At 51.7% G+C, this 21013-nt stretch carries 17 protein-coding genes; 13 read left to right on the top strand and 4 right to left on the bottom strand.

From position 1 onward, the window contains the following. Positions 1–3: 3 nt before the first annotated feature. Genes EYB31_RS24485 through EYB31_RS24465 form a run of 5 tightly spaced genes read left to right on the top strand, consistent with a single transcriptional unit; the run spans position 4 to position 7748 of the window. Positions 4–1773, top strand: a complete 1770-nt coding sequence (locus EYB31_RS24485) for a sensor histidine kinase (protein WP_131016052.1) — start codon at positions 4–6, stop codon at positions 1771–1773. 3 nt (positions 1774–1776) lie between these two features. Beyond that, complete coding sequence (locus tag EYB31_RS24480; RefSeq protein ID WP_131016051.1) at positions 1777–3630, top strand: response regulator; 1854 nt, start codon at positions 1777–1779, stop codon at positions 3628–3630. A 13-nt stretch (positions 3631–3643) separates the two neighbouring features. Beyond that, complete coding sequence (locus tag EYB31_RS24475) at positions 3644–4609, top strand: D-2-hydroxyacid dehydrogenase (RefSeq protein WP_131016050.1); 966 nt, start codon at positions 3644–3646, stop codon at positions 4607–4609. Between the two features lie 50 nt (positions 4610–4659). Further along, entirely contained in the window at positions 4660–6681 is a 2022-nt protein-coding gene (locus EYB31_RS24470) for an alpha-amylase family protein (RefSeq protein ID WP_131016049.1), read from the top strand. Beyond that, positions 6678–7748, top strand: coding sequence for a bifunctional phosphoglucose/phosphomannose isomerase (locus tag EYB31_RS24465; RefSeq protein WP_131016048.1), 1071 nt, complete (start codon positions 6678–6680; stop codon positions 7746–7748). Before EYB31_RS24470 ends, EYB31_RS24465 begins: the two co-directional genes overlap by 4 nt. A gap of 174 nt (positions 7749–7922) precedes the next feature. Here EYB31_RS24465 and EYB31_RS24460 read toward each other — a convergent pair whose 3' ends face one another. Then, entirely contained in the window at positions 7923–8996 is a 1074-nt protein-coding gene (locus EYB31_RS24460) for a LacI family DNA-binding transcriptional regulator (RefSeq protein WP_165452589.1), read from the bottom strand. A gap of 271 nt (positions 8997–9267) precedes the next feature. Here EYB31_RS24460 and EYB31_RS24455 point away from each other — a divergent pair, with 271 nt between their 5' ends. The 5 genes from EYB31_RS24455 (at position 9268) to EYB31_RS24435 (ending at position 14062) form a co-directional block, all read left to right on the top strand. Continuing rightward, positions 9268–9732, top strand: a complete 465-nt coding sequence (locus tag EYB31_RS24455; protein WP_131016046.1) for an RpiB/LacA/LacB family sugar-phosphate isomerase — start codon at positions 9268–9270, stop codon at positions 9730–9732. Between the two features lie 136 nt (positions 9733–9868). Further along, the gene (locus EYB31_RS24450; RefSeq protein ID WP_131016045.1) at positions 9869–11197 is read left to right on the top strand and encodes an ABC transporter substrate-binding protein; all 1329 of its coding nucleotides are present in this window, start codon (positions 9869–9871) and stop codon (positions 11195–11197) included. Positions 11198–11215: 18 nt separating this feature from the next. Continuing rightward, positions 11216–12127 carry a carbohydrate ABC transporter permease gene (locus EYB31_RS24445; protein WP_131016044.1) on the top strand — a complete coding sequence of 304 codons (912 nt, stop codon included), beginning with the start codon at positions 11216–11218 and terminating at the stop codon, positions 12125–12127. Positions 12128–12141: 14 nt separating this feature from the next. Next, the gene (locus EYB31_RS24440; RefSeq protein WP_240762792.1) at positions 12142–12975 is read left to right on the top strand and encodes a carbohydrate ABC transporter permease; all 834 of its coding nucleotides are present in this window, start codon (positions 12142–12144) and stop codon (positions 12973–12975) included. A 25-nt stretch (positions 12976–13000) separates the two neighbouring features. Then, a complete protein-coding gene (locus tag EYB31_RS24435) occupies positions 13001–14062 on the top strand; it encodes an ADP-ribosylglycohydrolase family protein (protein ID WP_131016042.1) in 1062 nt (353 codons plus the stop codon). A 369-nt stretch (positions 14063–14431) separates the two neighbouring features. On the opposite strand, the gene EYB31_RS24430 is transcribed toward EYB31_RS24435, so the two are convergent. After that, positions 14432–15397, bottom strand: a complete 966-nt coding sequence (locus EYB31_RS24430; protein WP_131016041.1) for a Gfo/Idh/MocA family protein — start codon at positions 15395–15397, stop codon at positions 14432–14434. A 378-nt stretch (positions 15398–15775) separates the two neighbouring features. Continuing rightward, entirely contained in the window at positions 15776–16630 is an 855-nt protein-coding gene (locus tag EYB31_RS24425) for a DMT family transporter (protein WP_131016040.1), read from the bottom strand. A gap of 470 nt (positions 16631–17100) precedes the next feature. On the opposite strand from EYB31_RS24425, the gene EYB31_RS24420 reads away from it, so the two are divergent. Then, positions 17101–17640 carry a DoxX family protein gene (locus tag EYB31_RS24420; protein ID WP_131016039.1) on the top strand — a complete coding sequence of 180 codons (540 nt, stop codon included), beginning with the start codon at positions 17101–17103 and terminating at the stop codon, positions 17638–17640. Positions 17641–18152: 512 nt separating this feature from the next. Here the strand turns inward: EYB31_RS24420 and EYB31_RS24415 are convergent. After that, positions 18153–19370 carry a WD40/YVTN/BNR-like repeat-containing protein gene (locus tag EYB31_RS24415; protein ID WP_131016038.1) on the bottom strand — a complete coding sequence of 406 codons (1218 nt, stop codon included), beginning with the start codon at positions 19368–19370 and terminating at the stop codon, positions 18153–18155. A gap of 483 nt (positions 19371–19853) precedes the next feature. Here EYB31_RS24415 and EYB31_RS24410 point away from each other — a divergent pair, with 483 nt between their 5' ends. Next, positions 19854–20393 carry a DoxX family protein gene (locus EYB31_RS24410; RefSeq protein ID WP_131016039.1) on the top strand — a complete coding sequence of 180 codons (540 nt, stop codon included), beginning with the start codon at positions 19854–19856 and terminating at the stop codon, positions 20391–20393. 360 nt (positions 20394–20753) lie between these two features. Continuing rightward, positions 20754–20966 carry a DUF3311 domain-containing protein gene (locus EYB31_RS41580; protein WP_206105493.1) on the top strand — a complete coding sequence of 71 codons (213 nt, stop codon included), beginning with the start codon at positions 20754–20756 and terminating at the stop codon, positions 20964–20966. Positions 20967–21013 lie beyond the last annotated feature (47 nt).

Below are 21013 nucleotides of genomic sequence, written 5' to 3'. Positions count from 1 at the left end.
CCGGTGCTTAAAAACCAGAGCATTTTCAGCAAAGTCATGACGATGGTGTTCCTGCTGCTGATTCCGCTGCTGCTGCTTTATGCTTACTCCAATCAGGTGAGCATGAAGGTGGTCGAAAAGGAAATTGAAAATTCGAACGTTAACCGGCTGTCTTTTTTCCTCAGCCAGATGGACAGTGTCGCCGATCAGTTGTCGAAGGTCGCGTTTACGCTGGGGAGGGAGCCGGAGGCCGTCAAATTCCAGTCGATCCACATGTCGTATTCGTACGATTTGTTCGACACGATTAAGATCAAGCAGACGCTTCAGGAAAAAATCAATCTGCAAAGCGCATCCTACGGCTGGACCAACGAGATGACCCTCTTTTCGCCGGTGGCGCTGCAGATGGTGTCGACGAATCCGTCGCAGCGCTACGACATGGATTACTTCAGACGGAACATGAGCATGGATTGGAGCTACCGCGCCAAGCAGACGGATTACGGCGTGCAGAACTACTTTTTCCGCTATTCGTCGGACCCGTCGGTCATGTTTGACGGTATCGAACATGTCAACATCATTATCGAAGTCGCTTTTGCCGCCCACAATATCGAAGTGATGCTGGACAAATTCAAGGAAGGGAGCATCGGAGAGCCTTTCTGTTTTCACCCGTCGTTTGAGCCGATTATGAATTCGAGCGCGGACAACGGTCTCGTCCAAAGCATGAATGCGCTGCTGAAAGGCAAGGATCTGGGGAAGTCAGGCAGCGAGGTGATCGAGCTTAACGGAACCTCGTATCTGCTCAGCTATGCCAAATCGGCTACGCTGGGCTGGTATTTGGTGGACGCCGTGCCGCTGGAGCACGTGCTCGCCCCGATCACGACAAGCCGCAATCTGTTTTACGTCACGTTGTCCATGCTGCTGGCCATCGGAATTATCATCGCCTACTTGCTTTACAAAAACGTGCAGGTCCCGATCGGCCGTCTGATCGGCGGCGTCAACAAGCTGAAACGGGGCGATTTTTCGGAACGGTTGGCGAAGCCGTCAAGCAAGGAATTTTCCATTCTGTTTAATCATTTCAATCATATGGCCGACCAAATCCAGGATTTGATCGAGAAGGTGCTGCAGGAAAAAATCCAAGTGCGCGACGCCACGCTCAAACAGCTGCAGTCGCAGATCAACCCGCATTTTTTGTACAACTGCCTGGCCTTTATTCAGAGCATGGCCCAGCTTGAAAACAAGCAGGCGATTGTGGCGATGACGCAGCATTTGGGCAAATATTACCGCTATACGACCCGGACGATGCAGCGGGAGACGACGCTGGGCGGGGAGCTAGACCTGATACGCAATTATTTGGAAATCCAGAAGCTGCAAACGCGCCGGCTTTGCTACGAAATCGAGATCCCGATGATTATGCTGGAGGCGAAGCTCCCCCGGCTGCTGCTTCAGCCGCTTGTTGAAAATGCGATTGTCCACGGTATCGAGTGCAAGCCGGGGATGGGGGAGATTCGCATCACGGGATACGAAACGGAGCGGGAGCATGTCATCGTTGTCGAAGACAGCGGGGCGGGGATGAGTGCGGAAGGCATGAAGGAACTCGAAGCGAAGCTTGCGTGCGAGCCTGCCGAACCGGGCGGATCAAGCGGCAGCGGATGCGGCATGTGGAATGTGCATCAACGGCTGAAGCATCATTATGGTGGGCGGTCCGGACTGCGTATATCGGCTTCCGAACGGGGCGGATTGCGAGTCATGATGGTCATGGAAAAGCGGTTGTTGATTTCGGAAGCGGAGGTGGGGTAAGCGATGCTGAGGCTGATGATCGTAGACGATCACCCGGGACAAGTGGAAAGCATGGCCCTTACGGTTCCCTGGCGCGAACACGGGATCGAAACGGTGTGCAAAGCGTATTCGGGGGGTGAAGCGTTGGCCATGTTCGAACAGGAGCCGGCCGACATTCTGATTACCGACATTCGTATGCCGGGGATGAGCGGGCTTGAACTGATTCAACAGGTGCGCGCCCTTTCCGCCAAAACAAGATGTATCCTGATGTCGGGTTACAGCGATTTCGAATATGCCAAGCAGGCGATTCAGCATAAAACGCTCGGTTATTTGATGAAGCCGGTCGATACTTCCGAACTGGTCGGCCTGATCGATCAGACGGTAGCCGAAATGCATGCCGAGCGGAATACGGAGGAACGGTACAGCAGCGTGATGTATACCTTGCGCGAGCACATTCCCGCTTTGCGGGCCAATATGCTGAAAGAGCTGCTTCAGGGAAAACAAGTGCCGCCCGAAACGCTGCAATGCAAGATGAGGAAATTGGAGCTCGATTTGGACTGCGGGGAACAGGTGGGCATGATGATCGTCCGGCTTGACGAGGACATGCAGCCGCAGGAGGACGAGGAAACCGAGATATCGCCGCTCGAATATGCGGTCACCAATATGGCCGAAGAGCTGCTCGGCATTGAATTTAAGCTGTGGTACGGCAAGGACCCAAGCGGATATTTGGTGTTTTTGGCGGCGCCCGCGCGAAAAGAACTTCCGGTTGGCAGCGGTATGAGCAGAGCTTGCAGCGGACCGTGCGTTTGCCGCAGCGGTGCGGGGGATGCGAATGCCCCGATTTCGGCGGCCATAAGCGGGTTCGGGAACTGTGAACCGGCGCTGGAGCGGCTCGGTGATTGTGCCCGGGAATTGCAGCGGAAAGTGCGCATTTACTTGAAGCGTAAAATATCCATGCTGCTCATCAAACGCTGGTTGCCGCTGCTTGATCCCGGGCCGCAAGCGGCGTGGGCCAAGCGGCCGTCGTCGGGTGCAGCGGCTCCATCCAGCGCGCCAGTGCTTGACGCAGCAGTTCTCTCTTCGGCGGAAGGTGACCCGGCCCGTACCCTTACGGTCGCTTCGGCTTATCGGCAGGCGGTGCATCGGATGCGCAAAGAGATGGGAACGGAGAAGCAGATTTTTATCGTGCTGGAGGATGGGTCCGAAACAGTCAACGTAGGTTCTCTGCAATCGCTGTATGAACCTCCCCATTTGCTGCATATGTTGGAATCCGGCCGGTGGGAGCAAGCGGAGCGACGGCTGGAATCGATCTTTACGGAGCTTGATGCCAAGTGGCGGGAGTCGCCGGAATATTTGAGCGAAGCGTTTTTTGCCATCGCCGCAGCCTTTATGCATGTTTGCCATAAAAATGGCCGCCAACTTCAAGATTTAATCGGCCGGCACGGCGCCAAGCTGCAGCAAAACCGCCCGTTTTATTCGCTGAACCAGCTACGTGTCTGGACGCTGCATGTGTTCCGCACGATCCAAGACGATGCTGCCATGGAACAAGGATTGTCCCGCATGCCGGTGGTGGAGAGGGTGCACGGTTATATCGAGCGGAATTTGGATGGCGATACTTCGCTGCAGGCGATTGCCGATTGTGTCGGACTGCACCCGGCTTACTTGTCCAAATTATACAAGCTGGAAACCGGCGTCAGTTTAAGCGACTTCGTGACGAAAGCGAGGATGGAGAAAGCGGCCCAACTGCTGCGCAATAAACACGACAAAGTGTATGCCGTAGCAGGCAAGCTCGGATACCAGACGCCGCATTATTTTATCAAGGTGTTCAAGAAGTATTACGGCATTACGCCGCAGGAATACAAATCGATTCAAAACTAGGAGGTTTGCCGTTATGAAGCTTGTATCTACGTTTAAATTTCAAGAAAGTCAGCTGGAGGAAATACGCGCGAAAGGAGTTGAAGTCAAGCTGTTTGGCTCGGAGCAGGAGTTCGCCGATTCCGGCGAATATGCCGATGCCGATATCATCATAGCCAACCATCGTACGCTGCAAAGGGACTTTCTGGAAAAATGCGAGAAGGTGAAGTGGGTGCAGGTTGCGCATATCGGCATTGAAAGATTGCCGATGGACTACCTGCAGGAGCGGGGCGTTGTCGTGGTGAATGCCCGCGGCTCGCTGGGCATGCCGATTGCCGAGGACATCATGTGTAAAATGCTGATGTTGGCCCGCAAAAGCGCCGCGGTCATGAACAAGCAGCTGGCACATGAGTGGGGCGGCGTACGCGGGTTTATCAACTTAAACGGCAAAACGGCCGGCATTATCGGCACCGGGGACGTCGGTACGGAAACGGCGATCCGGGCGCGGGCTTTCGGGATGCGGGTCATCGGCATCAACACGACGGGCCGCCAGCTGCCGGAATATGACCGCGTCTACAAGCCGGAGCAGCTAAACGAGGTCATAACACAAAGCGATTTTATCGTGCTTAGCCTGCCGCTTACCGATCAGTCCGTCAATTTGCTCGGCGAAGAGCAGTTCAAGCTGATGAAGCCGACCGCTTTTATTATCAACATTTCGCGCGGAGCGCTCATTGACGAGGAGGTGCTGCTCGATTATTTACGCGGCCATAAAATAGCCGGAGCGGGGCTCGATGTATTTGTGGAGGAGTTTAAGCTTGGCAAGCTGCCGCCGGAAAGCCCGTTTTGGGAACTGGACAACATCATTATTACACCGCATTGCGCCGGCGGCGGAGACCAGTTCAACGAGCGGTTCACTGGCGGGTTTATGCACAACCTGCAGCTCTTTTTGGATGGGAAATGGGAGCAGATGCTGAACGTCAGAGAATTTGGCAAGGGGTATTAAACGGGAACGCCGCCGCGGCTGATGCAGGAAGAATTAGAGGAGGAACAACAATGGCATGGTGGGAGAAAAACAATTTAAGACTGATACAGAACAATTTGCGGGAATCGGACGCCAACCTGGATGTGGATGCGCTCATCGGCGAGCTTAAGCGGCTGTCGACCAATGTGCTGATGATGAACGCGGGAGGTATTGTCGCTTTTTACCCGACACAGCTGGAATACCATTATCGGGCGGCGGGGCAGGAGAAAGATCTGCTGCGCGAAGCGATCGATAAGGCGCATGCCAACGGCATGAAGTTTATTGCCCGCTTCGATTTCAGCAAGGCGCACGAATCGATTTACGCCCGCAAGCCGGAATGGTTTTACAAAAGCAAGGACGGCCGGGAAGTGAATTATTTTGGCATCTATCATACGTGCATTAACGGTTATTATCAGCAGCAATATTCGCTGCAGATGATCGACGAGGTCATTTCAAATTACGACGTCGACGGCATTTTCTTCAATATGTTCGGCTACCAGAACTGGGACTACAGCGGCAACTATTACGGCACCTGCTTTTGCGATAACTGCAAGACGCGATTCAGCGAGATGTTCGGGCTCGAGCTGCCGGACAAAGAAGATTTGAACGATCCCGTATATCGTACCTACAAGCAGTTTCAGGACATTACAACCAAGCAGATGCTGGACAACATCCACGAGCTGGTGCAGAGCAAAAACAAAGACATCGCGATTTCCACTTACAACGAGCATAAAGTCGATATCGTGCGCAAGGAGTCCAACACGGCGATCAAACGTCCGCATCCGGTATGGCTGTATTCGGGCTCGGAAAACGTCAAGTCGCTCGAGGATTCATGGGATGACAAGCTGGTGAGCAACTGCTGCATCAACGCGATCGATTTGTTTTACCGGTTCACCGGCGTTTCCAAACATGAGGTGAACATTCGCCTCAAGGAAGGGCTGGCCAGCGGCTCGGGGCTCGACTTCTGCATCATCGGTGTCTTCGAGGATTATCCGGATCGTGAAAATTTGCAGACGGTGCAGTCGATTTTCAAATACCATGAGGAGAACGAAAGTTATTACGGGCGGTTTCTGTCGGCTGCCGACGTCGCCCTGATCAAGCCCGGCGGACCGCTGCATAAAAACAGCAAGGAATATGCGGGGATTTTTAAAATGTTGAAGGAACAGCATATTTTGTTCGACGTCATTCACCAGGACAATATGACGGCCAAAGCGGACAGCCTGCAGCGTTACAAAGCGGTGATCGTGCCGGATATCGCAGCGTTTTCGCAAGAGCAGCTTGCGGTTCTCGAGCAGGCGCAGCAAGACGGCGTTCATCTGCTGGCAACGGGGCTGTCGTTTACGGAAGCCGGGGCGAATGCGGATTTTTCCGGACGCTTATTCGGCTTGAATCCCGAATCGGTGGATACCAAGATGCGGGCCGCATATTTAAAAACGGACGATAAGACCATCTTCAACAGATTTCCCGAGCGGGACTGGGTTATTTTGGACGGTACCTATCAATATGCGCAGTTTGCCGGAGCAGCCGGCAATCCGCTGCCGCTCGTGTCGGCCTCGACGTTTGGACCGCCGGAACGCGCATTAGGGCATACGGTGATGGGGTATGCGGGTGCGGCAATTCGCGAGAACGGCCGCGGCAAAGCGGTATATATGCCATGGCAGCCGGGGGAGCTGTACCATCAGTTCGGCTATGCTGATCACAAGCATGTGCTGCTTGATCTGCTCGACCATGCGCTCGAAGGGCAGCCGTATAAAGTGGAAACAAACGCGCCGCAAAACGTCGAGTTGTTTTTTAACCGGCTCGATGACGAGACCTATATATTGCACCTGCTGAATTTGTCCGGATTTAACGGGGTAACGTATTTTGAACCGGTTCCTGTGTATAACATCAGCGTGACGCTGAACGGCTTGGGAGAAGGTTTCGGCCAATTCACCGCGTTGACGGAGGACACGGAGTGCCGGATCGGCTCGACCGACGCCGGAGATACGACAATCGAAATCGGTGAGTTGGCGGATTTTGCCGCCGTGTTAATTAAGAAAGGGGCCGTGGAATGAGAACATCACTCGATCATACGGAAGCGCTGCTTCAGCTCGACAAATCGCAGCTGCTTCAAGCGACGGCGGCAGGCCACAAATGGATTGCCGAAGGGTACGAACGCGCTCTGCAGTTCGAAGCGCCGAAGCTTACCCGCAGCATACATGAGATCGTTGTATGCAGTGTCGGCGGCGGACCTGTAGCCAGTCTTGTGCAACTGAAATCGCTGGTGCACGACCGGCTGCGGGTTCCGGTCATCTTATCCCAGGCGTATTCCATGCCGGCTTATGTGGATGAAGATTCCTTAGTGATCGTCGTCAATTACTCCGGCGGATCGGAGGAGATTGTCAGCGCCTATGAACATGCGGCGAAAACCGGAGCTTTTATTCTTGTGATGTCGGCTGGAGGGAAAGCGAAGGAGATCGCCGCGGAGCACGGGCATTCCTTTTATGCTTTGCCGGAAGGACGGGTGCCGCGGATCATCTCGACCGGCCACGTGCTGGTGCCGCTGCTGGTCATCCTGCATCAAATGGGCCTGTTGGACGATCCCGCGGCGGATATTGCCGAAACGGCCGCCTTATTGGAGCGGCTTTCGGATCAATATGGAGCGGAGGTGCCGCTGGAGCGGAATGCAGCCAAGCAGATCGCCGCGGAAATGGACGGCTTGATTCCCGTCATCTACGGCACCCTGCCGTTTACCGATGCCGCCGCGCTGCGCTTCAAAAACCAGCTTGCCGAAAACGGCAAGGTGATGGCTTTTGCTAACGCGATGTCTGCGCTGCATCATGACGAAGCGTACGGCTGGGACGCCGACAGCGCCATGCTGAGGCAGTTTCATTTTACGCTGCTGCGCGACCGCGAGGATTCGCCGGCGATGTCCAAGCGGATCGCGGCGACACGTGATGTGCTGCGAGGGCAAGCCGGTGGCGTGCGGGAGCTGGCTTCGATCGGGGAGAGCCGGCTGGCGCGTTTGTGCTCGCTTGTGCACACGATCGATTTTGTCACTTTGTATACGGCGCTTATTCGCGGCGTCAACCCTGCGCAAAGCGATGCGTTAAACCGTTTCCGCAAACTGTATACAAGCTGATACCGGACGTCGGGAGAACGGCTGCTGCTGATGCCTGCGCGGGATGGAGTCATCTTTTTTTCGCGCAGGCCATCCAACAGCTGGTGTGGCTCCTGAACGCGCAGAAATTGCGTGCCTGCAAGGATATGGAGTGTTCACAAGCTGTGTTTTCTTGCCGAATTCTTGCCCCATCAACTACAGCTTCCTCGTGCTCTCTCTTATGATCAATTCCGGTTTGCGGATGAGCGGAGGGGGCGTGTTCTTATGCTCCTGTATCCGCTGCAGCAGCATATCGACCAAATGATTGCCCTGCCAAATCGTATCTTGGCCGACTGTCGTCAGGCTCGGACGCGTGTTTCTAAAAAATTCCGGATATCCGAAAGCGACCAGCGATACGTCATTGGGCACATGGAACCCTTTATCGATCAGCGCGTTCAGCGCGGCGATCGAAGTCACCTCGTTGGAGAGCAGCAGAGCGCTCGGTTTTTCATGATTAAACAAATTGCTGATGAAGTTGTAACTGCTTTCCATATCGCCCGGCGTGCGAAGCACCATCGATTCGTTAAATGAAACGCTGTATTCCTCAAGAGCTTTTTTAAAGCCGCTGATCCGCTGTAAATTATGCGTCAGCACTTTGCCCCTAATATCCCCGACCACCAGCTTTATGTCCGTATGACCCAAGTCCAGCAAATATTTGGCCGCTATGTACCCGCCTTCGAAATCGTCAAAAGAAACGTAACAGTCATCGCGTGCTCTCGAATATTTCATGTTGAACACGTAGGGGATATTGGCCGAATCAAGCACTTCATTCAGCGGATCGTCGATGGTTGCGCCCAGTACGATAAAGCCGTCTACAGCATGGCTCGTGAGAATGCCGTCGTAAGTCTGATATTCAACACCGGCCGAAGTAATCAATAAAATGTGATACCCTTCGCTTTGCGCCCTTTCCGAGATTGCTTTGATGATCGCGGGGTAATTGGGGTTCATGATGACTTCGCTAATCTGCTGCTGGGAGACGACCAGTCCGAGCACATGGTTTTTGCCCGATTTAAGCGATCTGGCTGTCGTGCTGGGCGTATATCCAAGCACTCGAATGGCTTCGAGCACCTTTTCTTTTGTTTTTGGATTGACGAGAGGCGAGTTATTAAGCACACGCGATACCGTGGATTTGGTCGTGTTTGCATGTTTAGCCACATCGTTTATAGTAATTCGATTCAAAATTGTTTTCACCGCCTGCTCATTATTGGAACCGTTCCCATTTGAGTTCATTATAATGGGCTTCTTTATACAAATCAATCTAATTATCGCTGCATCGGATTTCATTTTTTTGAAAAATTTGTATTGACAAATAAAACATCAGTTAATAAAATCGAAAATGTAAGCGATTAAATGGTATCGTTCCCACACCAAAATGGAATGATTAAGCAGGAATTCACTTATTTCATGACGATATTATGTTTAATTTGACATCTTTCGGCTTTATTCGCAATAGATTCTATGGGAACGATACCAATTTTACAATCAAAAAGGAGAATTATCGATGAATATCGCGTTGGGGAATGACCATGCGGGGTATCCGTTAAAGTCTCATGTGGTTCAGGTTTTAAGCTCGCTGGGGGTACAGATCATGGATCACGGCAGCTATGACGAGCATCCGGTTGACTTTCCCGACATAACGCGGCTGGTATGCGATTCCGTGTTGTCCGGGAAAGCGAAACGGGGCATTATGGTGTGCGGCACAGGGGTTGGCGCCTGCATTGCGGCTAACAAAATTCCCGGCATCCGGGCAGCCGTATGCCACGACGTTTATTCCGCCGCTCAATGCGTGGAGCATGACGATGTCAACGTCATGTGTATCGGAGCGCAGATTATCGGCCCCACACTGGCTGCAACATATATTGCAACCTTTTTGCAGGCGGAATTCAGCACCGAAGAGCAGTTTCGCAGGCGGGTGGCAAAACTTTCGGAAATGGAAAAGTCGTTTTACAACCCAAGCTCATCTTGATTTGTCATCTTAGAATGACTTCGCTGGAAGTTATTTTCCATAGCAATGGCATAACGGAAAGTGGGGAAAGGAGGGCGTCGAAAACCGGGAGGCCGTTATGCCGCACCATTTCAAGATAATAAGGGAGGTTTAAAGCATGGCTCATTCATTTGTGTTGAAACATGCATGCGTGGTGTTGACTTCTTTATTAACGTTAACCGCTTGCTCGATCCCCGCCAGCAAAAATACCGCAACCGGTGAAAAAGGGGGCGGCCCCGCATCGGGAGTGACGGAAATTTCGTTTTGGCACAACTGGTCGACCGGTCCGTCCGGAGAATCGATCACCAAGTCGGTGGAAGCGTTTAACAAATCGCATCCGAACATTAAGGTGAAGCCGGTATACGTTGCAGCGGACGGGGGCGATTCCGTCACCTCGAAGCTGGTTACCGCCGTGGCCGGAGGCAATCCGCCCGACGTTATGCTCGCCAGCCGGTACGGCGTAGCGGAATATATGGATGCAGTGACGCTGCTGGACGATAGGGCGAAAAAAGACAATATCACCGAATCGATGTTTTACAAATGGGCATGGGACGAATCGGTTTACGAAGGAAAGCTGCTGGGCATTCCGTATGACGGCACGGCGAGGGCTTTATTTTACAATAAGGATCATTTCAAGGAAGCCGGGCTTGATCCGGAAAAACCGCCGACGACGATTGCGGAATTGGAAGAGGCGGCAAAAAAGCTGACCAAAAAGGAAGGCAGCAAATTCACCCGCTTTGGCCTGATACCTTGGTATGGAGAAGGCTGGGTGTATTCCTGGGGCTGGGCGTTCGGAGGTTCGTTTCTTGATGAAAAGTCGGGCAAAGTGACGGCTAACGATCCGAACATTATTAAATCGCTGGAGTGGGAAACAAATTTCGCCAAGCAATTTGGCATTCAGGATGTAACGAGCTTCACGAGTTCGGCCGGCACCAATGCGACCAATCCTTTTATCACGGGTCAGCTTTCCATGATGGTGAACGGCAATTGGATGATTTCGCAAATCGAAGAATATAATCCGAAGCTGAACTATGGCATCGGCTACATTCCGACACCAACGGGCAAAGATTTTAACACCTTTGTTGGCGGTCGGGTGCTCATCATGCCCAAAGGGGTGAAAAATCCCGATGCCGCATGGGAATTTATCAAATGGATGACAACCAGCGAGGAAGCGCAAAGCTTGAAAAAAATAACCGGGGAGTTCGCCGCCATTCCAAGCATCAATAAGAAAATTTACGCCGACGACCGCCGTCAGGATAAGTTTTTGGAGGTGCTGCCTAACGGGAAAAACAGGCCGGTGGTGCTGGCCGGCAACATGATGTGGGATGAGCTCGCCAAAGCGCCGGATCTCGTCAATAACGGCAAAGGTACACCGAAAGAAATTTTGGATCAAATCACCAAGAAAGTAAACGATGAAATCAACAAGAAAAAAGCCCAGATCAAGTAACGGGAGGCGTGAAGCCGTATGTCTCAAATGGTGAGGGGACGCAGCGGCATCGAAAAAAGAAGGGCCAAATACGCTTATTTGTTCATTGCTCCTTGGGTGGCCGGATTGCTGCTGTTTTATGCGTACCCGTTGTTTGGTTCCATCTATTACAGCTTTACGAATTATAACGTCGTCAGCGAAACGACATGGGTTGGCTTGGCCAACTATCATGAGCTGATGAAAGATCCGCTTTTTTGGACGGGAATCCAAAATACGCTGATTTACGCGGCATTCGAGGTTCCGTTAAGCGTCGTTGTCGGCGTGCTGCTGGCCCTGCTGTTGAATCTGGAGATCAAGGGGCGCGGTATTTTCCGCACCGTATTTTTCCTGCCCACGCTGGTGCCTGTCGTCGCCACCTCGATTATCTGGGAATGGCTGCTTAACCCGCAGTTTGGCCTTGTCAACTCGAATCTCGAATTGCTTGGCATCAAAGGGCCGGGATGGCTGGGCGACCCGACTTGGTCGAAGCCGTCGCTGATTCTTATGTCGGTGTGGGGGATCGGCAATGCGATGATCATTTATTTGGCGGGGCTGCAGGACATCTCCAAAGATTACTACGAGGCGGCCGAGATCGACGGTGCGGGTGCCGTAAATAAAGCGTGGCGGATCACGCTGCCCTTGCTCACTCCCGTCATTTTTTTCAACGTTGTGATGGGGATCATCAATGCGCTGCAAGTATTTACGCTGCCGTATGCGGTCACGTATGGAACCGGGAAACCGGCCGATTCGCTGCTGTTTTACAGCATGTATTTGTATAACAACGCCTTTCTGTATATGAAAATGGGCTTTGCTTCCGCTATGGCGTGGATCATGTTTGTCATTATTATTACGATCACTTTGTGGGTGTTCAAGTCATCCAGCAAATGGGTGTATTACCAAGGAGACGACTGAAAGGAGGGAGAAGCTTGAAAAGGCCGTTGGCCGCTTGGCCCGCATTACTTGCTTATTTGCTGCTAATCGTTTCGGGTTTTCTCTTTTTGCTCCCGTTTCTGTGGATGGTCTCCACATCGCTGAAGCCAAACACCCAATTGTTCGTCTATCCGCCGGTCTGGATTCCCGAACCTCTCGTTTGGAGCAATTATTTGAAAGCGATGACGACGGTGCCTTTTTTCGTTTACCTGCAAAATACGTTGATCGTCGCGTGCTGCGCCACATTGGGAGCGGTGCTGAGCTGTCCGCTGGCCGGATACAGCTTTGCCCGGCTGCAGTGGAGAGGCAGGGACACCCTGTTTGTGATCACGCTTGCCGTGCTGATGGTGCCGAGCCAAGTTACGATGGTATCGCTGTTTATTGTTTTCTCCAAGCTGAACTTGGTAGGCACGTTTTATCCGTTAATCCTTCCGGCTTTTTTCGGCGCTCCGTTTTTCATATTCCTGATGCGGCAGTTTTTCAAGCAGCTGCCCAAAAGCCTGGAGGATGCCGCGCGTATCGACGGCTGCTCGGAAATTGGCATCTATACCCGCGTCATGCTGCCCTTATGCCAGCCGGCGATATTGACGATTGCACTGTTCCAGTTTATGCATTCGTGGAACGATTTTGTTGGCCCGCTCATTTATTTGAGCGATGAAACGCTGTATACGCTGCAGCTCGGGCTGCAGCAGTTCAAGCAGGCGTACCATACCGAATGGAGCCAGCTGATGGCCGCTTCCGTTATGGTAGCGGTGCCGATTATCGTGTTTTACTTTTTCGTCCAAAGGTCCTTTATTCAAGGCATTACCTTTGGGGGAATTAAAGGATAATTATATAAAGGATGGTGTTTGGTTCATGGCTAATGTAACGTTGAGGGAAAAGTTTTACGGCTGTCTTGTCGGCGCGCACGTCGGTTCCGCTATGGGAGCCGCTGTCGAGGGCTGGAGTTACGAGGAAATCGACGCCAAATACGGTACGCTCGAAAAGCTGCTTCCGTACCATCACTACAACAACGGCTGGGTTCGCGAGCCCGGCACGACGGAGGACGGCATCGAACGGCAGAAGCTGATGATCACGGCGATTATCGAGAAAAAAGATCGCGTGAATGCCGAAGATGTGAGAAACATTTGGCTGCGCGACATTAAACCAATCTCCGCAGGCATGGTTTCCGAGCCGTTCGAAGCGACGCTGCTGGCTATGGCCAAAACGGGCATACCGGCCAGAGATCTCGGCAAATATTGCGATTACGCGGGGCTTAACAGCTTCTCGCGTTCCTGTCATCCGATCGGGCTTATTAACGCCGGCGACGAAGCAGGCGCAGTCGCGGATGTGCTGGAGGTCGGGCAGCTGTACCAGACGTCGAACAGCCGCGGGTTAAAATGGGCGTGCGTAACGGGTGTCGCGATTGCGGCTGCAACTAAGCCCAATGCGACGGTGGACAGTGTGCTGGGTGCGATTTACGACCACTGCGATAAAGACATCGTGCTCAAGGAGCTGGACCGGGAGCTGAAAAGAACCGCCGCCTGCAAAGATTTCCAAGAGCTGCGCGCCTCCTTCGACAGCGTGTACAGCGGGTGCGGCATCCCTTACGCCTTCAGCTCGGCAAACGAGGTAGTTACGAAGTCGGTATGTATTTTCCGCATGGTAGGGGGCAATCTGAAGGATGCGATGGTCGCCGCCGTCAATTTCGGGCGGGATGTGGACTGCATTACGGCCGTATCTTCCGGTATTTCCGGTGCCTTGACCGGGGCGGGGAGCGTTCCGGCGGAATGGATCGAACAGACGAATCATGCAACAAGCATCAATCAATACACCAATTCGCAGCGCACGATTCGCGAGCACGCGGATGGCCTCTACGAGGCGTATGTCGCAAGATATGAGAGAATGAAGCAAATATACGCCGGGATGGCCGTTTAATACCTTTTTAGTCGCGCAGCGCAGCAACGTGCGCTTGGGGTTCGCTTTGCTTTCCCGATTCTTAAGAACCTTCACGGTATCGTGGGGGTTCTTAGTTCAACCAGGACATCACACTTCAGTTATCCACATATTGATCAAGAGAAGATGCCTTATTCCATAAAGTTATTTCGGACTTGCGCACATATCCACAGAGCGGTTGTCCACAAGTTGGATGAGTATAGGCCGAACAAATGGAGGTCAGCAAAGAGAAGCCCTGTTTCATTTATGGCTCATCAAGGAACCATAAGTGAAAACAGGGCTTCTTAAGTTTCTTATTGCCTGCCGTTTACGGCGGCCGTTATTTCTAGTAAGATTCGCTATTTCTAGCAACTATGTTCCGTAATACCCCCGGAGCAGAGTGTCCATCACTTTGCTTGTCCGGGCTCCGGAGAGACCGCTGCTTGGAGAGGTTCCTTTCCCGAGCAGCTCGTTCACAACCGTTTGAATCAGCGGCTGCTGCACATGCGCCGGGTGGTCGATCATAATCTCCTCCACCCCTTGCGCGGAGGTGACCACGATTGGCTTATCCTGGAAGGTAGAGAACGAGATGCTTCCCTTCGAGCCGACGATTTCATTCCGATCCAAGTCTTGCGAAGAGGCAAAACACCAGGTGCCTGTTCCATACACGCCTGATTCGAAGCGGTAGGTGGCCGTCACGATGTCCTCAGCTTTGTAAAACCGTCCCTGATTGCCCGCCATCCCGTGAACTTCGGCAACCGGTCCGAACAAGTAATCAAGCAAATCGAGCGTATGGCTGCCTACGTCGACAAACAATCCGCCGCCGGATACGACAGGGTCCACCCGCCAGGAGGAATTGTTGACTAGACGACCGAGCTGTGTCGAAGCTACAAAACGCACCTCGCCGATGACTTCGCTTGCGAGCAGCTCCTTGACTTTGACGAAACGCGGCAGCGCTCTGCGGTAATACGCGACAAACAGCGGAACTCCCGCTTTCTCGCAAGCCTCGATCATGTCCTGGCATTCCGCATAATTCATCGCCATCGGCTTTTCCACGTATACGGGTTTGCCCGCTTGCGCAACTTGCAGCACATATTCCTTGTGGGAAGACGGCGGCGTAGCGACATACACTGCGTCCACCTCAGGATCTTCAATCAGCTGCTTTGCGTCGCTGTACCACTTGGGCACGCCGTGCCGTGCGGCATAATCCTCCGCTAAAGCGGCATCCCGCCGCATAACCGCTACAAGCTGAGAGTTATCGGCTTTTTGAAAGCCGGGCCCGCTTTTGACTTCGGTTACGTTGCCGCAGCCGATAATTCCCCATCTAATTGTCGACATTTTCAGTCCTCCTAAGAACTTTGCGATAGCAAAGTTCACTTCGTAAGCATGTGCTCAAGAACTTTGCTGCGCAAAGTTCGCTTCGAAAGCGTGTGCTCAAGAACTTTGCGATAGCAAAGTTAATCGCTCTCATCCAACATATGGGTATATTATATCACGAATGATGCGGCTCGGATTGAAAAAAATAACAGCGCAGATGATGTGCTTATTAACAAAATTATCCACAAACTCAACAACAGGCAGGCCGAGGTTGTGCATATCTCAAATGGTAAATATACACATATCCACAACTGGAGTTATCCCCAGCTTTTCAGCATGTTTGGACAGACGCCATTCACTGCGCTTCTTATCGAGAACTTGCGAAGCGGCGAGTGTCGTTTACAAACTGGCCAGAACCGCCCCAATAATCGTAATAAACCCGCCTGCGAAAGAAACAAGGGACAACTGCTCGCCGAGCAGGATGACGCCAAACACAACCGTCCATACCGGCAACAGATTGATGTACGGCGCCGCGCGGCCGGGGCCGACCGTTCTGACTCCGGCATTCCAAGCGAGGTATGCGCCGACCGAAGCGAAGGTGCTGACGTAAGCGACACATAACCAAGCTGTTCCTGTCATATGGATCGAATCTGCATGAACGGTGCCGATGCAGCTTAAGGCGCTGAACAACGTCCCGTAGAAAGCGGCGCCGGCAGTAAGCGTTAGCGGATCCGTCGTTTTACCATAACGTTTGCCAAGCACGGTGTACAGTCCCCAAGCAAAGCAGGAGAGGAGAATCTCCAGATTGCCCAGCATGGATCCTGAGGAAGCGGCGGCATGTTTGCCTTGGAACAAGACGATGACGCCCGCTACCGATACGAGCGCGCCGATCCAGGCTTTGACGCGGATCCGTTCTTTTAGAATGAGCGGCGTAAACAGCAGGATGGCGATCGGAATTCCCGCGGAAATCATGCCAGCCTGTGAGGCGCTGATGCTGTGCAAGCCAAGATAAGTTAACGTCGAGAATGAAAACACGCCCAAAAATCCGAGTATCGCGAATGGTTTCCAATTCGCGATCAGCGGGAAGCTTTTTTTGTTAACCGCCAATATGCCGGCAAGCAGCACCGTCGAGATTGCCCACCGGATCGTATTGAGCAGCGTTGGGGGAAGCGCGTCCGCCAAAAAACGCCCGCATATGTAATTTCCGCCCCAGAGGACGGTAGCCAGAATAAGAAGTCCGATTCCGCGAGGCATAACTCATTCATCCTTTCCTTAATAGGGTATCGTTAGAGAACGTTGTCCGGTTGATGCCACTTGAATCGATTTGAACGGTTCAGCTTAAAACGCTCAGTACATTATAACGAATGTTCAGGGGAAGGGCGAGAACAACAAATAAAAAATAAAACAACAATTAAAAACTTTCGATATATGTGATTTTTTTCACATCCAGATATTTTCCCGCGTGTTACATTATAAATGTAAGGAAGAGGTAATCAAAGAAATACCAATAAAGAAAGGAACATGAGCCATGCGGTACACATTCGAAAGTCAAAACCGGAAACCCAAACGATCCCGCTGCAAGGCAATCCGATCTTAAGCAACATAAACTAACGCATTTAAATCAATGCTAACGCAAACGCTTCGGATAGAAGTTTTCTTTTACAGAAATTTGTGAAAAAATTCACGAGAACTAATTATAAAACTAATTTAGGGAGATGGTTGTCATGTTAAAATGGATGAGAGAAAACGTGTATGCAGCAGGATTGCTGCTCTTGGTCAGATTGTACGTCGGTTATGAATGGCTTACCGCCGGATTTCATAAATTAACGGGCGGCTTCGATGCCACCGGCTTCCTCAAAAACGCGGTAGCCAAACCGATTGCCGACAAAGCGACAGGCGAGCTTGTTTACCCGACACTCACCGCCTTCTTGGAACACTTTGCTTTACCGAACGCCAAGCTGTTCAACTACCTCATACCGGTCGGTGAAACACTTGTCGGGCTTGGCCTCATCCTTGGTTGCTTAACTACCGCGGCCGCATTCTTCGGATTGCTGATGAACTTCATGTTCATGTTCGCCGGAACGCTTAACACCAACCCGTGGCTTGCATTGCTTGGCGGTATCGTCATCCTGGCCGGCACAAACGCGGCAAGATTCGGCGTCGACTACTACCTGATGCCGGCACTGCACAACTGGCTGGACAAACGCCACAAAGGCGGCCGCAACAATAAGGCCGGCGGCGCGGCCAAACCGGCTCACGCCTAAGCTTCCAAGTTAGCCTGATCCGGCAGCGATAACTTGGCCTAGTGCCTAAATTTCATCAACTTGCAAGCGGGAACCATGGAATTTATCCATGGTTCTTTTTTGCGTACGCTCAGCATGGGCGTCATCCTCGATCACTTCGATTGCTTTCAGTAGGCTAGACAGATGGAGCAGTTGCTCCAGCGACCGCGGCAGTCTAAGGAGGCAGAACCGGATCCGAATATACAGAATTGGTTAGGAACAACCGCGTTAATGCTTCATGCTCGGGATCGCGAGGTGGGATTGGTGAAAAGGTATGATGATCCTGCCTTCGCTAAATACGAAACGTCAAAGCCTTCATCATTTAGGTGGTGGGAAGCGCGTGACAATAAGCTGTAACATATAGGAAAAATCTGGTGTGTCACAAGTAACTCTGGTTTGATGCAGATGACCCAGTGTTACCGGGAAACGAGAACGCAAAACAACCACGAGGCTGCCGTGGAAAAGTCGGCATCCTCGTTAAGCTATAGCCGGAATCAAGGGGCAAGCCAAGTTTTGCCGCCGTCGGAAGTACGTAACTCATGCCCGTTCATCAATACGTGGCCCGAGCCATCACCGCGAAAATACATGCCGCTTGCACGCTGCAGCTCCCGGCTAGGCCGGATAACTTGCCAGCCTTTATTGATGTCGTTAATGGTGTACAGCGTGGATCCGTCTGCGGAAAGAGCCCAACCGTTCATTTCCAGAAAATTGATGCCGGCAATCGGCGGGCTTTTTACTTCTTCAGGCAGCGGAGATTTGGGTATCCATGTTTCCCCGCCATCCTGCGTTTCGTAGGGAACAAGCGTTTTGCCCAAATCATTTACGAATTCAGCGAAAAGTATGCCGTGGTGGTCATTTTCCTGGTCAAAGACGGGAGCATAAGTCTCGGCATAAGAACCGCTACCTTGAAAAGGCTCAGGGAAGGGGAGCGGTTGCTCCGACCATGTGCGTCCACCGTCCTTGGTACGGTAAAACTGGATTCGTTCTTCCCCGCGTATGGAGCACGATATCCATCCAACGTCGCTGCTCCGGAAAGAGATGCCTGTCGGATACCCTTTGATCATAGAGGTCAGGTTCCCCAGCCGTTTCCAATTCACGCCATGATCATCGGAGAGGTAAAGGGATTTCATCATCTGACCCGCCGCCGGGCCGGAAGAAAGCAAGGCATAGCTGGGTCGGTATTCATAGGAAAAGAAATGTACAGCTACGTCCGGTGACGTCTCCCAATCCTCCTCGGTCGGTAATGCCTCGGTTGACCATGGCGTTATTTTTCCCTCCATACTATAATCGGGTTCGGTATGTGCAATGACTAGGGACGGCTTGTTCTTATCGTCTCTCCAGTAAAAGACCCATCCCGTCAAGGGGCTGGAAAAGTAGCCGGATAATAATTGGTCCGAAGAAAGGATATTGTCGACAAGCACCGGCTCCCACTGCTGTCCATTATGGTCGGAACGAAGCAGCGTGCCATCGAAAATCACCCAATCGTTGTCTCCATCTAAATAGAGCGGCTGCTCCAAATTTCCGGTGGAAGGCGCGTCGGATGAGGAATAATCGTTTGCTGCAGAATTATTAATAGTATCTTTAGCCTGATCGTCTTTGGATCGACCCTGCTTCTTATCCGGGGACAGGGCAGTTAGGGTTTGCGACAATGTAGTTTTCGCAGCTTCTTTCCCGCTTCCTTCCTGACAGCCTGCAAGCGACATTGCCCCCATGCTAACTAAAAGAACATATACGACGGCTTTTTTCACAGCCTGCTCACTCCGCTCCCATTTTTTAAACTTACTTGTTAGACGTTTTTTTTCTTTAGTAAGTTTCGCTTCGGCGGTTCACGGATCTGCAGGAGTCTGGCTTCCGCCCGTATGGATTGGTGAGAACGCTAATTAAAAAACTTTCGATATATGTGATTTTTTTCACATCCAGATATTTTCCCGCGTGTTACATTATAGATGTAAGGAAGAGGTAATCAAAGAAATACCAATAAGGAAAGGAACATGAGCCATGCGGTACACATTCGAAAGTCAAAACCGGAAACCCAAACGATCCCGCTGCAAGGCAATCCGATCTTAAGCAACATAAACTGACGCATTTAAATCAATGCTAACGCAAACGCTTCGGATAGAAGTTTTCTTTTTACAGAAATTTGTGAAATAATTCACGAACACTAATTTTAAAACTAATTTAGGGAGATGGTTATCATGTTAAAATGGATGAGAGAAAACGTGTATGCAGCAGGATTGCTGCTCCTGGTCAGATTGTACGTCGGTTATGAATGGCTTACCGCCGGATTTCATAAATTAACGGGCGGCTTCGATGCCACCGGCTTCCTCAAAAACGCGGTAGCCAAACCGATTGCCGACAAAGCGACAGGCGAGCTTGTTTACCCGACACTCACCGCCTTCTTGGAACACTTTGCTTTACCGAACGCCAAGTTGTTCAACTACCTCATACCGGTCGGTGAAACGCTTGTCGGGCTTGGCCTCATCCTTGGTTGCTTAACTACCGCGGCCGCATTCTTCGGATTGCTGATGAACTTCATGTTCATGTTCGCCGGAACGCTTAACACCAACCCGTGGCTTGCATTGCTTGGCGGTATCGTCATCCTGGCCGGCACAAACGCGGCAAGATTCGGCGTCGACTACTACCTGATGCCGGCACTTCACAACTGGCTGGACAAACGTCACAAAGGCGGCCGCAACAATAAGGCCGGCGGCGCGGCCAAACCGGCTCACGCTTAAGCTTCCAAACTGGCCTGAACCGGCAGCGCTAAACACACACCGCATCTTAAAAAAACTTCATCTGCAAGCGGGAACCATGGAACGACTCCATGGTTCTTTTTGTTGCAGCGGGTTGTCGCGATGCAAGATCACGGCGGCACGGCGGACTTGCCCATACGCATCCCCTTATAACGCGCAAAAAGTAACTTATCGCTCTAAACCGTCCGGCGATGCTACCGAACAATTTTTTTTGTATAAAAAGCGAGGGCAATAGATATTCTATAAAGTAGAAAAAATTACCTTTGTCAGAGGTTAAAATATGTGAAAAAATAGAAAGGTTGCTGTAATAACATCAAGAAATGAAAGGGGTGTCATTTAACCGTGGAGAACAAACCAAGCAAGTCCAGATCGCACGGATTCCTGTACTTCCTCCTGCTCGCAATCCCATGTGTTGCAGTGCTTTGGCCGCCATTTTACGCTTCGGTGGAGCCTCGGCTGGCGGGAGTGCCGTTTTTTTATTGGTACCAGTTTCTATGGATCATTTTAACGGCCTTATTGACGGTTTTCGTATATTTCGCGACCAAAAAGAAATAACCTATGGTTTATAATTGATCGATTTGGATGGCTAATAAAGGAGCGCA

The sequence above is a fragment of the Paenibacillus thalictri genome (genome assembly GCF_004307995.1).
Classification (GTDB): Bacteria; Bacillota; Bacilli; order Paenibacillales; family NBRC-103111; genus Paenibacillus_AF; species Paenibacillus_AF thalictri.
This window is presented reverse-complemented; position numbering and strand designations above follow the sequence as displayed.

Excerpts from the sequence above, each read along its gene's own strand:
- EYB31_RS24480 (WP_131016051.1), top strand. The coding sequence starts at position 1,777 with ATGCTGAGGCTGATGATCGTAGACGATCACCCGGGACAAGTGGAAAGC.
- EYB31_RS24475 (WP_131016050.1), top strand. The coding sequence starts at position 3,644 with ATGAAGCTTGTATCTACGTTTAAATTTCAAGAAAGTCAGCTGGAGGAA.
- EYB31_RS24470 (WP_131016049.1), top strand. The coding sequence starts at position 4,660 with ATGGCATGGTGGGAGAAAAACAATTTAAGACTGATACAGAACAATTTG.
- EYB31_RS24465 (WP_131016048.1), top strand. The coding sequence starts at position 6,678 with ATGAGAACATCACTCGATCATACGGAAGCGCTGCTTCAGCTCGACAAA.
- EYB31_RS24460 (WP_165452589.1), bottom strand. The coding sequence starts at position 8,996 with ATGAACTCAAATGGGAACGGTTCCAATAATGAGCAGGCGGTGAAAACA.
- EYB31_RS24455 (WP_131016046.1), top strand. The coding sequence starts at position 9,268 with ATGAATATCGCGTTGGGGAATGACCATGCGGGGTATCCGTTAAAGTCT.
- EYB31_RS24450 (WP_131016045.1), top strand. The coding sequence starts at position 9,869 with ATGGCTCATTCATTTGTGTTGAAACATGCATGCGTGGTGTTGACTTCT.
- EYB31_RS24445 (WP_131016044.1), top strand. The coding sequence starts at position 11,216 with ATGTCTCAAATGGTGAGGGGACGCAGCGGCATCGAAAAAAGAAGGGCC.
- EYB31_RS24435 (WP_131016042.1), top strand. The coding sequence starts at position 13,001 with ATGGCTAATGTAACGTTGAGGGAAAAGTTTTACGGCTGTCTTGTCGGC.
- EYB31_RS24430 (WP_131016041.1), bottom strand. The coding sequence starts at position 15,397 with ATGTCGACAATTAGATGGGGAATTATCGGCTGCGGCAACGTAACCGAA.
- EYB31_RS24425 (WP_131016040.1), bottom strand. The coding sequence starts at position 16,630 with ATGCCTCGCGGAATCGGACTTCTTATTCTGGCTACCGTCCTCTGGGGC.
- EYB31_RS24420 (WP_131016039.1), top strand. The coding sequence starts at position 17,101 with ATGTTAAAATGGATGAGAGAAAACGTGTATGCAGCAGGATTGCTGCTC.
- EYB31_RS24415 (WP_131016038.1), bottom strand. The coding sequence starts at position 19,370 with ATGGGGGCAATGTCGCTTGCAGGCTGTCAGGAAGGAAGCGGGAAAGAA.
- EYB31_RS24410 (WP_131016039.1), top strand. The coding sequence starts at position 19,854 with ATGTTAAAATGGATGAGAGAAAACGTGTATGCAGCAGGATTGCTGCTC.